This window comes from Cytobacillus horneckiae, from assembly GCF_002835735.1.
Taxonomy (GTDB): domain Bacteria; phylum Bacillota; class Bacilli; order Bacillales; family Cytobacillaceae; genus Cytobacillus; species Cytobacillus horneckiae.
The window spans coordinates 15,277-30,136 of record NZ_PISD01000079.1 but is presented as its reverse complement, the minus strand read 5'-3'; the positions used below and the strand labels follow the sequence as shown (position 1 = coordinate 30,136).

Here is a 14,860-nt window from a genome sequence, read left to right as displayed (position 1 = left end):
CATTTTCATTTCCACCATATGTCACAATGTCTGTTACAGCAGGAATCCCTTTTGTTAATGTTCCTGTTTTATCAAAAGCAATCGCTTTTAAGTGTCCTGCTTCTTCTAAATGGATACCACCTTTAATTAAAACACCATTTTTCGCTGCATTTCCTATTGCTGTAACAACAGCAACTGGAGTTGAGACTACTAAGGCACAAGGACAACCAACCACTAATACAGCTAATCCTTGATAAATCCATTGGCTCCAGTCTCCCCCAAATAATGGTGGAACTACCGCAATTAAAAGAGCTAGTATCACAATAGCTGGTGTATAGTATTTAGCAAATTTATCGACAAACGCTTGAGAAGGGGCCCGTTCTGCTTGAGCTTCTTCTACCAAGTGAATGATTTTTGAAAGAGTAGTATCTTCAACTCGTTTTGTTACTTTAACCTCAAGTAACCCTTCTTCATTCAAGGTTCCTGCAAATACTTCATCATCTGTGTTTTTCATTACTGGAACACTTTCACCTGTAATCGCAGCCTGATTTAATGTCGATGTACCTTTAACCACTACTCCATCCATTGCTAACTTTTGACCGGGCTTAACAATCATGATGTCTCCAACTTGAATATCATCAACATGAATCATCATTTCTTCATTGCCTCGTCGAATTAACGCTTCTTTTGGGGCAATATCCATTAAAGATTCAATAGATTGACGTGCTTTATCCATTGAATAACGCTCTAATGCTTCACTAATCGCAAATAGGATAACAACGGTTGCCCCTTCACCCCATTCACCAATGATTGCAGCTCCTATAATGGCAATAGTCATAAGCGTATTCATATCGAAATTTAATCTACTTAGATTTTTGAGACCTTTAATGAATAACGAATATCCACCGATTAAAATGGACGCTGCATAACCAATTGTCGGTAGAACATGCTCCTCACCATACTGTTCTCCTAAGAACCAGCTAACTACAAGTAAAAGGGCTGATATATATACCTTAGCGTTTTCTTTCTGCTTCCAAAAAGGTTCTCGTTCTACCCTTTGTTCTTTTTCATCTCGAATTTTTAAATTTTCAAATGCTCCTGCTTTTTCTAATTCTTCAATGGTTGTCGTCCCTTTAACATAAACTTTGGATGCTCCGAAGTTTACTTTCGCATCCTGAACACCGGGAAGTTCTTTAACATTATTTTCAAAAATGGCTGCACAGTTAGTACAAGTAAATCCTTGAACACGATAGGCTTTCATTTCTTCTTCAGATAGTTTTGCTTTCTCACTAGACATTGCTCTTCACCTCTTTCTTATGTGCTAATGCAATCATCATAATTTGTCTGATATGCTCATCATCTAATGAATAAAATGCCAGTTTGCCTTCTTTTCTAAATTTCACAATCCCCTGTTTATGAAGGGAGCGTAAATGATGAGAAGCATTTGCAACCGTAACACCTATAATATTTGCTATATCACACACACACAGTTCGTCATCTTGACACAAAGCATAGGTAATTTTTGCTCTATTTTCATCTGCAATAGCTTTTAACATTTGGGCAACACTAGAAATATCTACTGTCTGTAAATTACCTTGTATTCGATTGACCTTTTCTTCGTCATAACAATAAATTTGACAAGTATCTTTCTTAATCATATTCTCACCTCAATCTCATTCAAGTGTTTGCTTGAATATAGTATAACCATTTTTAATAATTCATTCAAGTGTTTATTTGAATGAATAAAAAAATTCATAAAAAAAGAATTGGAGTACCCAATTCTAATAACAAAATAACCAAACTGCATAAGACTTTAAGTACATAATTCATAATCTCCTTTAAAACATAGGATAAGGATCTGATTTTCTTTAAAGGGGTTACTTCATAATCTGGCCCTTTAATGGAATAGGACTGAACTATTTGTTCTCTTCCGATAGCTTTCTATATAATGAAGCCCTAGACACATTTGTAATTTCACAAATTTGATTTACAGTCATATTTCCTTCTTTATATAGCTTTACTGCATAATTCATTCCCGCATGATTTTTATGATATTTCTTTATCCGACCTTTAAACTTTCCTTCTTTCTTAGCCAGCTCAATCCCTTCACGTTGACGCATACGGATAAGATCTCTCTCTAACTGATTAACTCCAGCCATTACTGTAATTAAGAATTGGCTGTATGGATTATCTTCTGATAAATCTAACCACGTATCCTTTAGGGACTTTAAACTGGCCTTTTTACTTCGTATTAAATCAATTAATTCAAACAAGTCCTGCGTACTTCGAGTGATTCGAGTTAAATCTGTAACATAAATAATGTCACCTTCCTGTAAATCCTCTAACATTTTTTGAAGTTCCTCACGTTTCTTTGTTGCCCCAGAAACTTTTTCTTCGTATATAATATCCATTCCGATTTCGTTCAGCTGCTGAAATTGCCTTGAAGGGTTTTGGCTAGTCGAACTGACACGTATATAACCGATTTTTCGCAAAATATCACCTCGTTTTTGAGACAAGTCTTATGAGACGCTCTTAACTATGATTTTATCAGTCTACTACACTTGTATCAATAGAGTACACTCTATTGATATATAATTGAACTAATAAATTGAAAAATACAGAAATGGGATGATACTGAATGAAAATTGCGAGAGGTAGAGAATTGCTTACACCGGAACAGAGACAGTCTTTTATGCAAATCCCTGAAGATGAATGGATATTGGGGACCTACTTCACTTTTTCCAAACGTGATTTAGAAATAGTTAATAAGCGAAGGAGGGAAGAAAACCGTTTAGGGTTTGCCGTTCAATTAGCTGTTCTTCGGTATCCCGGTTGGCCATACACTCATATCAAAAGCATCCCGGAATCAGTCATACATTATATATCGAAACAAATCGGTGCCACTCCATCTTCGATTAGTCTTTATCCTCAAAGGGAAAATACACTTTGGGATCATTTGAAAGAAATTCGAAGTGAATACGACTTTGTAACTTTTACCCTGAGTGAATATCGAATGACATTTAAGTACCTTCATCAATTAGCTTTGGAAAATGGTGATCCCATTCATCTACTGCATGAATGCATAGATTTTCTAAGAAAAAACAAAATTATACTGCCTGCTATCACTACACTTGAAAGAATGGTGTGGGAAGCAAGGGCGATGGCTGAAAAGAAGCTATTTAATACAGTTAGTAAATCTCTTACAAATGAGCAAAAAGAAAAGCTTGAAGAGATTATTACTTCGCAGCATCCATCTGAATCTAATAAAACGATATTGGGTTGGTTAAAGGAACCACCGGGTCATCCTTCACCCGAAACATTTCTAAAAGTAATAGAACGACTCGAATATATACGAGGAATGGAATTGGAAACGGTACAAATTAGTCATTTGCACCGCAACCGCCTGTTGCAGCTGTCTCGCTTAGGTTCAAGATACGAGCCGTATGCATTCCGTGACTTTCAAGAAAATAAACGTTATTCGATATTAACCGTCTATTTATTACAACTTACTCAGGAGCTAACGGATAAAGCGTTTGAAATTCATGATAGGCAAATACTTAGTTTGTTATCAAAAGGTCGTAAGGCTCAAGAGGAAATCCAGAAACAAAATGGTAAAAAGCTAAATGAGAAAGTTATACACTTTACGAACATCGGACAAGCATTAATTAAAGCAAAAGAGGAAAAATTAGATGTTTTTAAGGTTTTAGAATCGGTTATTGAATGGAATACCTTTGTCTCTTCAGTAGAAGAGGCTCAGGAGCTTGCACGTCCTGCCGACTATGATTATTTGGACTTACTGCAAAAACGGTTTTATTCACTAAGAAAATATACGCCAACGCTATTAAGAGTATTGGAATTTCATTCTACAAAAGCAAATGAGCCACTTTTACAGGCTGTTGAGATTATCCGAGGAATGAACGAATCCGGAAAGCGAAAAGTGCCTGACGACTCACCTGTGGATTTTATTTCAAAACGATGGAAAAAGCATTTATACGAGGATGATGGTACAACAATTAATCGTCATTACTATGAAATGGCTGTTTTAACAGAACTTCGGGAGCATGTTCGGGCAGGAGATGTTTCCATTGTGGGCAGCAGACAATATAGGGATTTTGGGGAATATTTGTTTTCGGAAGATACATGGAATCAATCGAAGGGGAATACGAGATTATCAGTTAGTTTATCATTTGAAGATTATATAACAGAGAGAACTAGAAGCCTTAATGAAAGGTTAAAGTGGTTAGCTGCCAATTTCAACAAGCTAGATGGAGTTTCTCTTGAAAAAGGAAAACTGTCACTTGCACGCTTAGAAAAAGATGTTCCAGAAGAAGCAAAAAAATTTAGCGCAAGCCTCTATCAGATACTACCAAGAATAAAATTAACTGATTTACTCATGGATGTGGCTCATATAACAGGATTTCATGAGCAATTCACTCATGCTTCCAATAATCGAAAACCAGATAAGGAAGAAACAATCATTATCATGGCTGCCCTTTTAGGAATGGGTATGAATATTGGCTTGAGCAAGATGGCCGAGGCCACACCCGGACTTACATATAAGCAACTAGCCAATGTATCTCAATGGCGTATGTATGAAGATGCAATGAATAAAGCCCAAGCCATATTAGTAAATTTCCATCATAAATTACAGTTGTCCTCCAATTGGGGCGACGGTACAACATCCTCGTCAGATGGTATGAGAATGCAGCTAGGTGTTTCATCACTTCATGCAGATGCAAACCCACATTACGGGACTGGAAAAGGAGCCACCATCTACCGTTTTACTAGTGATCAATTCTCTTCTTACTACACAAAGATTATTCATACAAATTCAAGGGATGCGATTCATGTTTTGGATGGATTGTTGCACCATGAGACGGATCTAAATATAGAAGAGCATTATACAGACACAGCTGGTTATCAATACCTTTTTATAAAAAAATTAGAATTATAATGTGATCTTTCATTGTAGACATGTATTTAAAGAATGATTTAAAAATGACTAACGATTCAAAGTCGTTAGCCATCATCTTCTGCAATCGCGCCCGATTGCGGAAGACTCGATTTCGAGATAACTTATATATGTTCTTCGATTAAAACTCCGAGATTGTTTAAGGCGTGATCTGGAGATATCAAATAGTCTAGTCCCTTTAAAATCAATTTATTACTCTGATTAATACCACTCTCTCCTATGTTCACGAATGAATTCTATATCCTTTTCATAATGCTCAAGGTGTCCTTCGGCTATCATTTTTTGAAATGCAGTGTCTCCTTCGTTGGATTTTCTCTTTATGTATTTACATAACCCTTCTAACCGTAACAATACCATCTCTAAATAGTCTTCATCTATACCTTCAATATCGTAAGAGTTAAAGAACAACTTGATTCTTGTTTTGATCCTTTCTGCATCATATAAAGTATTATAATTGACTGTCTCACCTTTTTCATTATGATAAAGTCTGCTTAAAGGAACGCATATATAGAGGGTGTAAGCTATGTCCCAAAGTCTTGGGCCGGGAGCTGCAACATCAAAGTCAATAATGCCTACTGGCTGTTCATGATTAAAAATAATATTGTACACAGCAAAATCATTATGACAAAGGACCTCTCTATTTATAGGAGTATTGTCAATTGGAATCCATTCATCAAACAAAGGAAAGTCACTAACTGCGTCATGGTAAAGACGAAGCATATGTGCTATTTCTTTTAACACATCATTTGACCACATATATTTTTTCAAAGGGTAATTTCCAGCCTATCCTTCAATGAAGGATAATATCTCCCTGTATTTTTCATCAATACCCAAAAACTTCGGAGCATAATTAAAACCTTTGCTCTCTAAGTGCTGCAATAATTTATGTATTTTCAAACTATTAGGTTTTATTTCTCGTCGAACAGTATCTTCAAATCGATATACATTTGAGACATTCCCTCCAGCTAACTTTTCTTCTTCCTTAGAGTTTGACATTGTATTCATCTCCCTTACTAACAATTAAGGCACTCTATATTACCTCCTATCATTCGTTGTTAGAAGAAAAAACGATTGCCTATATTGAACAATCGCTCCATTTAAACGGAATAAAGAAAAAGGTGTAGATTTTACATGCTCTCCAGAGGGATATCTAAACCACAAAAAAACCGGGATGATATATCACCCCGGTTGGATTATAATAACTTTTCTTTATGGTTTTAGTGGTACATAAAACCTACCCCTCGTTTCCAAGATCCATCTTTACCTGTTAATATAAATCTGTAACTTGATAAAATCTGCACACCAAAAGTAGCCTCTGTAGTTGCTAGCTTAGGGTATGTCCTACTACCCATGAAGGCACCGTCGCTTACTCTATATAGGTTGAAAGTTACTGGCAAATTTATGGTTGTTTGTATTCTAACTTTTAAAGTGCTAGTCGTAGCGCTTATATGATTCCTACCAGGAAGAGAGGGACCGAGGAAATCAAATTCAAAACCAACATTTTGGATGGAGAAATCATCTTCCTTAACTGGAGAAGCATTGAAAACCTTATCTGGATTGTTTTTTTGATCGCGCTCAACTCTTTTGGAAAGTTGTTTAGATTCTTCTTCTGTTAAGTCGCCTTCTTTACTTAATAGTTCAATAAATCTCTCATCGCTTATAATAGGTTCTTCTACTGGAGAAGCGTACATTACTTTGTCTGGGTTAGCTTCCATATCCCTTTTGACTTGTTCAGCTAATCTTATTGCTTCTTCTCTATCAATGTCTTTGTCTGTTAAGATTTCACTAGCTTCCCCGCACAAACGTCACCATTTCCAATTGATGGTGAAGAAGTAGTAGATGTTGCCGTTACCATTGGTCCAAAGGCAAAAAAAACAATGAAAATAAAAATTCCACTTTTGATCAGTGGAATGGCATATGGGATTGCACTTAGTGAACAAGCAAGGCTTTCTTTGGCGGAAGCAGCAAAAAAGACAGGAACTGCGATTAATTCAGTTCAGGTTTTGAATTTGCTGAAATGGTGTTAAACAAAGCCCTTCGTAATTTCCGAAAAGAGATTTTGTTTTGCATAATTCTCCGCAAAACGTCCGAAAGAAATAATTTTGGTTTTATCCTCGGAAATTTCCAAGTTAAATTTCTTTAATCTGCATTTTAATGATTGGAATTGCCATAGTTTCCTGAATATAATAGATCCATAAATTTGTTATTTCTGCAGAAGTTAATCTTTTTTTAATCAAATCCAATCTTTCAAATCCTTTCGTTGTAAACTTTTGCTTTTAAAATTTTATTAATAATGTGCTACTAATGAAAGTTTTTTATTCCATTGTCAACTGAAACAAAATTATTAAGTCATTTTTAAAGCTTTGTAAATTATCCTGTTCGTTTTGTTGTTGACTTTAACAATTTAAACAATTTTTTATACACTCTCGTGAATTTTTTTCAGCTTCAAGGCTAAACTATGCAAGTAATTATAATTAGCTGATTTTAAGGGGGTTTTCCATGAATCAAAAGATGATTCAAGCTGTTCATATTTATATCTTATTTATTATGTCTACAGGATTCATGGTACATGTTCTAATTATCCCAGCTATATTATCAACCGCTAACAGGGATGCCTGGTTAAGTGTCATTTTCAGTACGATACCATTTATCCTCTGGATTCTGCTTGTTTTTCATATTTATAAAAAATTAAATACTCATGATGATATTCTCTCTTTACTTAAACGAAAATTATCTCAATCCGGGGTTTTTATAATATTTTCAATAGTATTCGGAGCCTATTTTCTAATTTCTGCCTTTATTACTCTTAAGTATACTTTTTTTTGGGCAAATGCTAATTATACTTTTGAGGTCCCTAATTTTGTCAGTGTATTGTTATTCGGACTCATTTGCTTGTATGCGTCTGTGAAAGGAATACGAACGATAAGTACGATTGCTTTTCTAGTGTTTCCATTAGTGTCATTTTTCGGATTTTTAGTAGGTTTCGGAAATTCGAAAAATAAGAATTATGAACTGTTATTTCCGATATTTGAGAATGGATACATAGATTTTCTTCATGGTTTAGTGTATAGCTGTGCTGGTTTGTTTGAAATGATCTTTCTTTTGTTTTTAACGTCTTTTATTAAAGACAGATTAAAGATTAAATGGCTTATATTGGTTGGGATCATCCTTGTGTTTTTAATCTTAGGTCCACTTGTGGGAGCCATTTCACAATTTGGTCCAGAAGAAGCAACAAAATTGAAGAATCCAGCTTATGAGCAGTGGAAGCTTTTAGAAATTAGCGAGCATATTACTCGACTTGATTTTCTTTCAATCTTTCAATGGCTCTCTGGAGCATTTGTTCGGATAAGCTTATCATTATTTATTGCAGACAAACTATTTTTATCAAACAAAAGGAAAAAATGGGGTCTTCCTATCCTTTATTTACTATTAATCATTGGTGCCTCCATTCCTTGGAATGCTACCTCATTTTTTTACTTTTTACAAAATTATTTTTTCCCTTTTAGCCTTATTTTTCAAATTTGCACGCTACTGATTTTTTTACTAATCATTCATTTAAAAGGAGATCAACATGAAGAAAGTTCAACCTAATAAAAAAGTCGTCAGCATAGAACAATTGAAAATTTGGTTTGAAGGTTCTTCTGATACCGTGATAAAAACGAGGGACTATCAAGATCATACTTTGGATTTTTTGTATTGTCCTCAATTAGTAGATATGAAATTTATAAATGAGGTTATTTTTCCAACTATTAATGAAGTTATAGAAAAGAACGGTCACTTAAATTTTGAATTATTAAATAATGTTCTGGAGGCCAATAAGCTTAAAGATATACATACCGTTAAAACAGAGACAGAGGAAAAACTATTTTCAGGTGAATTAATCATATTTAATCATCATTTAAACGATCTTTACTTTCTACCCGTATCAAATCTTCCAAAACGAGGTCCTGAAGAATCTAACATGGAATCCTCAATTAGAGGGCCAAGGGATGGATTAGTAGAAAATATATCGGATAATATGGCATTAATTCGTCAGAGATTAAAAACATCATCATTAAAAAGCATTGATTATACAATTGGTGAAAGAAGCAGAACGAAAATCTTATTACTTTATATAAATGATATTATGAATCCTTCTATTCTTGAAGATGTCAAAAAGCGATTAGATTCCATAAAGGTAGATAGTGTCGCTAGCAGTTACGAAATTGAGGAATTCCTATATGACAAAACCTTTTCACTATTCCCTTTGATGGAGAATTCAGGCAGACCAGACTTTGCTGTTCAATCCTTAACACAAGGAAGATTTGTGATCATAGTAGATGGAAATCCGACTTGCCTAATAGGACCCGCAAATTTAAATCAACTATTATATTCACCAGAAGACGCTCATGATAGTTTTTTTTACGTTAGTATGGTCCGTGTTCTGCGGTTTTTGGCTATATCTACGACGATTTTCTTACCTGGTTTTTATATTTCGTTAATAACCTTTCAACTTGATCAAATTCCTTATTCACTTATCGCAACAATATCTGCCTCTAGAATTGGCTTGCCTATATCTGCGCCTATGGAAGTTTTTATTATGCTTGTTTTATTTGAATTATTTAAAGAAGCCGGGGTACGCCTACCTAAGGCTGTTGGACAAACTGTTGCTGTTTTAGGCGGATTATTTATTGGTGATGCTGCGATTCGTGCAGGGTTAACATCTCCATCCTGTTTGGTCATTGTTGCTGTTACAGTGATATCAGGTTATATCCTAAGTAATCAAACCCTGGCAGGCAATCTCGTGATTCTGCGATTTCTAGTTTTAGCCTTTTCAGGTCTATTTGGATTATATGGCTTCTTTATTTCTTTTTTTCTCATTCTAACAAACGTGGTTTCATTAGAAAGCTTTGGTCAGCCGTATATGTCGTATTTATCCAAACCCCATGGAGCAGATATCATTAAAAATATGTTGAAGTTGCCTTATCGATTTATGAAGAAGCGAAATCAAGCATACCAACCTATTGATAGCGATAGTCAAAAGGAGTAATATATGAAAAAGATTTTATTGATCATCATGATAAGCAGTCAGATTTTTTTCCTGACTGGGTGCTGGGGTGCAAAAGAAATACAAAGTCAAACTTATATTACAGCTTTAGGACTAGATTACGCTGAAGGAGAATTTATCGCCTATATTCAAGCCTTGAATTTTGCCAATATCGCGAAGCAAGAAGGCGCTTCTTCTCTACAGCAAGCCTCCCCCATCTTAATTGGAGAAGCTAAAGGAAAAACAATACAGGCCGCTTTAAGCAAATTAGAACAAAAGTCGGCATTACCTCTCTATTACGGGCATGTTGAATCCATTCTTTTAAGTGAAAATCTTATAAAGGAGCAAATGAAGTCCGTCATCGAATTTATTGGACAAAATTCTTTACTTAGATACAATATATGGCTTTTTGGTACGGAACAGGATATTAAACAAATTTTAACAAGTGAGAGCTTTTTTAATTTCCCATCTATATATACAATCATCCATAATCCCAAAACCCTAACTGAAAACAACTTTTTTATTCCCATTGAAAAGTATAATAAATTTATCTCGACCTATTCCCAGCCAGTTGGTACACAGATCATACCTTCATTAGAAATGAATAAAACTCATTACTCAGAGGATGAAGAAAAGAAAAATATTGCTGTTGTTACCGGAGGATTTGTCATTTCACAGAAACAATATAAAGGATGGGTAAATAAAAAAGACCTAGTTGGCTTAAAATGGTTTTCTAAAAAAGCTACTAATATCCCTCTCTCCCTCTTTGAAGAAAAAGTAAGTGTAATCATACAGAAACCTAAAAAAACAATTGAAGTAGTAAATGGTTATAAACCTTCCTATCACTTAATTGTAAAAGCCAATGCAGTATTGATTCAAAATGAGGAAGATATTAGTATAGATAAAATTAAAAAAGTATTAGAAAAGAAAATTAAAAGGGAAATATTAAAGACGATGGAGAAAAGTGAAGAAATAAATGCAGATTTGTTAAATATAAGTGAAAAAACATATCGATATCATCTGAAAAAGTGGGATGTAAGTGCAATTAATTCGATTGATAAAGAATCTATAGAACATATTGAAGTAAAGATACACATTGAACAAAATATAAACTATAAACATTAAAAGGACAATATTTGAAACATGGAAGATGCAATTGCTTTGCTCACTTAACAAAATTAATAGTCATACTTTTTATTTATTTCTAATACGACATTAATGGTCTTTATCCATTATTCGATCTTCAACAATCTGGCCAGATTGCGGAATACAACTTATCTTTTAAATGGCATTGTCATATTACACAAAAAAATCAATCAGGGAAGGGAAAATCGTAGGAACTTAAATTCCCTCATAAATCTTCCCAAATTGAATTTTCAATTGTTCTTTAATTTCTTTATTTTCATTTTCTAAATCCTTGACTCGCTTCCGTAAGGAAGCAATAATTACATCTTTTGATGCGTCACTCATATTCCTTTTAACTTGTTTTATTGAGGAGAGACCTTCTTGTTGTTTGCGAAGTGTTTCGATTCGATCTCGGAGCTCTGTATTTCTGTATAGAAATGCCTTTGAAACCCCTGATTCTGCAGATACAGAGTTAAAATTGATTTTTATTTGTTTTTTTATCATCTTTTTGATCGTTTCTTCAACTTTTTGAATGGTCTTTTCCGTTTTCAACTTCGCATGTTTTATAATACCTTCGGTATTTGGGCTTTCATTAGACATTTTGCATCACCTTTTCACGTTCATTTCCAACATACTCACGTCTAGTTTTATCCAAACCAAAGATACCACCAGTATGTAGTAAACCACTTGCTAATTCTTTATATCTCTTTAATTTGGGTTCGATTAACTCAATAGAACGTAACCTTCCGGATTTTTTGTATACTTCAATATCAGCTTCCATTTTAGATATTTGATCTTGATAATAGCCGAGAAAAGTCTTGTCAACGTGAAAACTTCTGCAGTTATTTTTAATACACGGTGGTTCCAATGTCTGTTCAAGAAAATCACAATGAAGTTTTGGGCTTTTTACACAAAACCCATGATCTAAACGAATGGAGTCCATGTTGTGCCGTATCCACTCCAGTTCAACTCCATTTTCTTCAGCCTGTTGAGCTAAATCAGCGACAATAACTTCTCCATGAGTATCTAGTCTTACTGCACCATTATCTCGAGCCTTTTCCCATTCATCACGTAGTGTTTTATCATGAATTTGGGCATAGACTAATGTCATTTCAGGACTGGCATGTGCCATCAGTTTTTGAACATGAAGGATATTCATTCCGTTATTAATCAAATTAACACCGTAACGGTGTCGAAATGCATGATTTTTAAACCAATAAATTTCTCCATCCTTGTCCTTAATATTACATCTATTAGCTAGTTTATTAAGGTTCAGCTTAATGGAATCCTGTGATATGGGATTACCCATCCTTTTCCCTTTTAGTATTGGAAACAAATATTTCTTAGGGTTCGTGTCCGAAGTTGATCTCTTTTTTGTAAGTTCTTGCTGCGCTAAGACCACATTAGCAATTTCTTCTGAAATAGGAACTTTATGATTTTTATAACTTACTTTTCTTTGATCTCCGATAATCCACCAACCATCTTCTTGATTTACTAAGCAGTCAATTTTAAGTGATAAAACGTCACTTATTCGAAAACCTGTAGCTTCCATTAGAAGAATTATAGGTATATGATCTGAGGAAAGTTGGTTAATATGGTAAACTAACTGTTCCCATACTTCATCCGGAATATATTTAATTTCATCAGCTTTTGCTCTTTTCTTTTTAGGGATATCTTCAATTGACAATAGTGAAATTACTGACTTTGTCGGAGCTTCTTCCCATTCGAATTTCTGTATGTATGAGATAAACGTTTTAAGGTCTATTAAAAAACGATTTACATAATTGTGATCTGGATTAATTAAATATTTTCCCTTTTTAATAGTGGAATGTCGCAAGTATTCAATGTACTCCTCGATATCCATTCTGGATAGCTGGTTTAATTCTTTCCACTCAGGATGTTTATCCTTCAAAAAGGTGAAGAAAAACGAAAGTCTATTTAAATAACATACGGCTGTAGAAAAGCTAATGGATTGCTGAAAAACTAGGCGAGTCTTTATATATTTTTTAAATAATTGTCTATAAGGTTGCGGAACCTTCGAAAAGTCTAATGAATATCTACTGATTGTATTGTTATAATTAATCTTCAATTTTCGAACATCCCAACAATCCTTATCTGTTTCTTCACGTTCATCATAAAGGTGATAATAAAATTCATAAACTTGAAGAAATAGTCTAATATACAAGGATGGTTGAACTGTTGGTGATATCCATGGTGATGACTTTTTCCGGTGTATAATTTCAACTGATTTTCCATTCTCTACAAGAAATGTTCGATATTCTGTTAGAAACTTTTCTTTCGGTATATCAATAATAGAATCTAAATTAGCATAATATCGAGAGATGAATTCTGTAAAAACTTTAAGACATGGAGAATAATGCATAAAAGCATAGGTAATCGAAATCCTTGTCTCCTGTAACCCCTTATAAAAATAATATTTTAGTTCATTTTTTAATCCAAGATTTTGTACCTTATCAAAAATCAATTTTCTATTCCAATCATAGTGTTTATCCAAGAAGGGACATTCTTGTACATTCCACACATCATTTGCCCAATATCCAAGTAATGGTTCATTTATCTGTTCCAGATGGTGGGGAAGGGGTTTAATTTCCAATGCACTCTGTATCATTATTTATCTCTTCTTCCCATTTTTTTATTTGATTGAGCTTGTTCCCAGCTTCCACGTATGGTTTCATCGGATGCATGGATATAAGTCTGTATGGTTGTTTGAACGTGTGCATGCCCTAATAACCTCTGTATGATGGCAATATCTACTCCTGCTTCATGTAACTCTGTAGCATATGTATGCCGAAGCATATGAGGGGTAAAATCTATTCCTGTTTTTTTCTTCATCCGTTTAATTAAAGAACGTACAGAACCATCAGTCATTGGCTTACCACGATTTGGTCCAGTTAAGGTGATAAAAACATAATTGCTATCAATTTCGTAAGAATGAAAGTCTATTAGATAATCTTGAAAGAGATTCATAGTCTCAATAGATACATAAATTTTTCGTTTTTCCCCATCGGATGTTTTGGATTTCCTCACCGTAATAGCATTTTTACCTATATCAAAATCCTCTACCCACAGAGAAAGGGCCTCTCCAATACGTAATCCCCCTTCATATAATATACGGAATAATAATTCATCCCGTATATTGCTGCAAGCATCATGGATCACTTGGATTTGATTTTTACTCAAAGTTTTGATTAAACGCTTTGGTTCCTTAATCTTTAAAATGTTTTTATCGTATGAATTCCCTTTTGTAATGTGGTGGAGGAAAGGTTTAAAAGTCTTAAAACGCCCTGGGGCTTGTTTTTTTAACTGATCATTTACATTTCCTCCGTAATCCTCATTACGAGTCAAATAGTCATAGAACCCCATGACACATGTTATGACGGTATTGACCGTTTTTTCTGATCGTTTTGCTAAGGTTTCTTCAAAATAAATGACTTTTGTAGATTGATCAGGAATTCTCAGCCATCCGATGAACTGAGCCAAAATATCAAGGTTTACTTCTTGATATTCTAATCCACACTCCTCTAGGAATTGAAAGTAAAGCTTTAGATGGTAACAGTATGATTTTAGTGTGTTTTCAGCTTTTCCAACGTTATCTAAATACTTTATATACTTTGCAACCGGTATGACAGGATAGCCATCCTTGTCAATTAACAGATATCTTTTCTTCTCTTGAATAAGAACCTCTTGTACTTTCAACATTACCACCCCCTGGTTTCTTAGGATACTTTATATACATA

Annotated in this window: 10 protein-coding genes and 3 pseudogenes; 5 read left to right on the top strand and 8 right to left on the bottom strand. The window is 34.3% G+C overall.

The window, feature by feature from the left end:
* The 3 genes from CWS20_RS26150 to CWS20_RS26140 all read right to left on the bottom strand — a co-directional run.
* Positions 1 to 1,276 (bottom strand): heavy metal translocating P-type ATPase (locus CWS20_RS26150; protein ID WP_142385425.1); only part of this gene is annotated, 1,276 nt, incomplete at its 3' end.
* Positions 1,269 to 1,637, bottom strand: coding sequence for an ArsR/SmtB family transcription factor (locus CWS20_RS26145; RefSeq protein ID WP_040037816.1), 369 nt, complete (start codon positions 1,635 to 1,637; stop codon positions 1,269 to 1,271). The genes CWS20_RS26150 and CWS20_RS26145, both read right to left, overlap by 8 nt.
* A gap of 258 nt (positions 1,638 to 1,895) precedes the next feature.
* A complete protein-coding gene (locus CWS20_RS26140; RefSeq protein WP_040037817.1) occupies positions 1,896 to 2,471 on the bottom strand; it encodes a recombinase family protein in 576 nt (191 codons plus the stop codon).
* Between the two features lie 146 nt (positions 2,472 to 2,617).
* Here CWS20_RS26140 and CWS20_RS26135 point away from each other — a divergent pair.
* Positions 2,618 to 4,900 (top strand): annotated as a pseudogene (locus CWS20_RS26135) (Tn3 family transposase); the annotation flags it as partial.
* Positions 4,901 to 5,152: 252 nt separating this feature from the next.
* On the opposite strand, the pseudogene CWS20_RS26130 reads toward CWS20_RS26135, so the two are convergent.
* Positions 5,153 to 5,947 (bottom strand): annotated as a pseudogene (locus CWS20_RS26130) (phosphotransferase).
* A 221-nt stretch (positions 5,948 to 6,168) separates the two neighbouring features.
* Positions 6,169 to 6,753: a hypothetical protein gene (locus CWS20_RS26125; protein WP_022629633.1), complete on the bottom strand. Its 585-nt coding sequence runs from the start codon at positions 6,751 to 6,753 to the stop codon at positions 6,169 to 6,171.
* Here CWS20_RS26125 and CWS20_RS26120 point away from each other — a divergent pair.
* The 4 genes and pseudogenes from CWS20_RS26120 to CWS20_RS26100 all read left to right on the top strand — a co-directional run.
* Positions 6,736 to 6,945: pseudogene (locus tag CWS20_RS26120) on the top strand (glutamate synthase-related protein); the annotation flags it as partial. The gene CWS20_RS26125 and the pseudogene CWS20_RS26120 overlap by 18 nt on opposite strands.
* A 505-nt stretch (positions 6,946 to 7,450) precedes the next feature.
* Positions 7,451 to 8,542: an endospore germination permease gene (locus CWS20_RS26110; RefSeq protein ID WP_022629635.1), complete on the top strand. Its 1,092-nt coding sequence runs from the start codon at positions 7,451 to 7,453 to the stop codon at positions 8,540 to 8,542.
* On the top strand, positions 8,523 to 9,980 hold the full coding sequence (locus tag CWS20_RS26105; RefSeq protein ID WP_022629636.1) for a spore germination protein: 1,458 nt from the start codon (positions 8,523 to 8,525) through the stop codon (positions 9,978 to 9,980). The genes CWS20_RS26110 and CWS20_RS26105 overlap by 20 nt, the downstream gene beginning before the upstream one ends.
* A gap of 3 nt (positions 9,981 to 9,983) precedes the next feature.
* The gene (locus tag CWS20_RS26100; RefSeq protein ID WP_066197808.1) at positions 9,984 to 11,102 is read left to right on the top strand and encodes a Ger(x)C family spore germination protein; all 1,119 of its coding nucleotides are present in this window, start codon (positions 9,984 to 9,986) and stop codon (positions 11,100 to 11,102) included.
* Positions 11,103 to 11,318: 216 nt separating this feature from the next.
* Here CWS20_RS26100 and CWS20_RS26095 read toward each other — a convergent pair whose 3' ends face one another.
* From CWS20_RS26095 to CWS20_RS26085, 3 genes are read right to left on the bottom strand one after another with little or no spacing between them, the layout of a single operon-like run.
* The gene (locus CWS20_RS26095) at positions 11,319 to 11,702 is read right to left on the bottom strand and encodes a DUF6262 family protein (protein ID WP_022629638.1); all 384 of its coding nucleotides are present in this window, start codon (positions 11,700 to 11,702) and stop codon (positions 11,319 to 11,321) included.
* Positions 11,695 to 13,731: a tyrosine-type recombinase/integrase gene (locus CWS20_RS26090; protein WP_022629639.1), complete on the bottom strand. Its 2,037-nt coding sequence runs from the start codon at positions 13,729 to 13,731 to the stop codon at positions 11,695 to 11,697. The genes CWS20_RS26095 and CWS20_RS26090 overlap by 8 nt, the downstream gene beginning before the upstream one ends.
* Positions 13,731 to 14,822 (bottom strand): phage lytic cycle repressor MrpR family protein, encoded by a 1,092-nt coding sequence (locus tag CWS20_RS26085; RefSeq protein WP_022629640.1) that lies wholly within the window; start codon positions 14,820 to 14,822, stop codon positions 13,731 to 13,733. Before CWS20_RS26085 ends, CWS20_RS26090 begins: the two co-directional genes overlap by 1 nt.
* Positions 14,823 to 14,860 lie beyond the last annotated feature (38 nt).

Excerpts from the sequence above, each read along its gene's own strand:
- CWS20_RS26145 (WP_040037816.1), bottom strand. The coding sequence starts at position 1,637 with ATGATTAAGAAAGATACTTGTCAAATTTATTGTTATGACGAAGAAAAG.
- CWS20_RS26110 (WP_022629635.1), top strand. The coding sequence starts at position 7,451 with ATGAATCAAAAGATGATTCAAGCTGTTCATATTTATATCTTATTTATT.
- CWS20_RS26105 (WP_022629636.1), top strand. The coding sequence starts at position 8,523 with ATGAAGAAAGTTCAACCTAATAAAAAAGTCGTCAGCATAGAACAATTG.
- CWS20_RS26100 (WP_066197808.1), top strand. The coding sequence starts at position 9,984 with ATGAAAAAGATTTTATTGATCATCATGATAAGCAGTCAGATTTTTTTC.
- CWS20_RS26095 (WP_022629638.1), bottom strand. The coding sequence starts at position 11,702 with ATGTCTAATGAAAGCCCAAATACCGAAGGTATTATAAAACATGCGAAG.
- CWS20_RS26090 (WP_022629639.1), bottom strand. The coding sequence starts at position 13,731 with ATGATACAGAGTGCATTGGAAATTAAACCCCTTCCCCACCATCTGGAA.
- CWS20_RS26085 (WP_022629640.1), bottom strand. The coding sequence starts at position 14,822 with ATGTTGAAAGTACAAGAGGTTCTTATTCAAGAGAAGAAAAGATATCTG.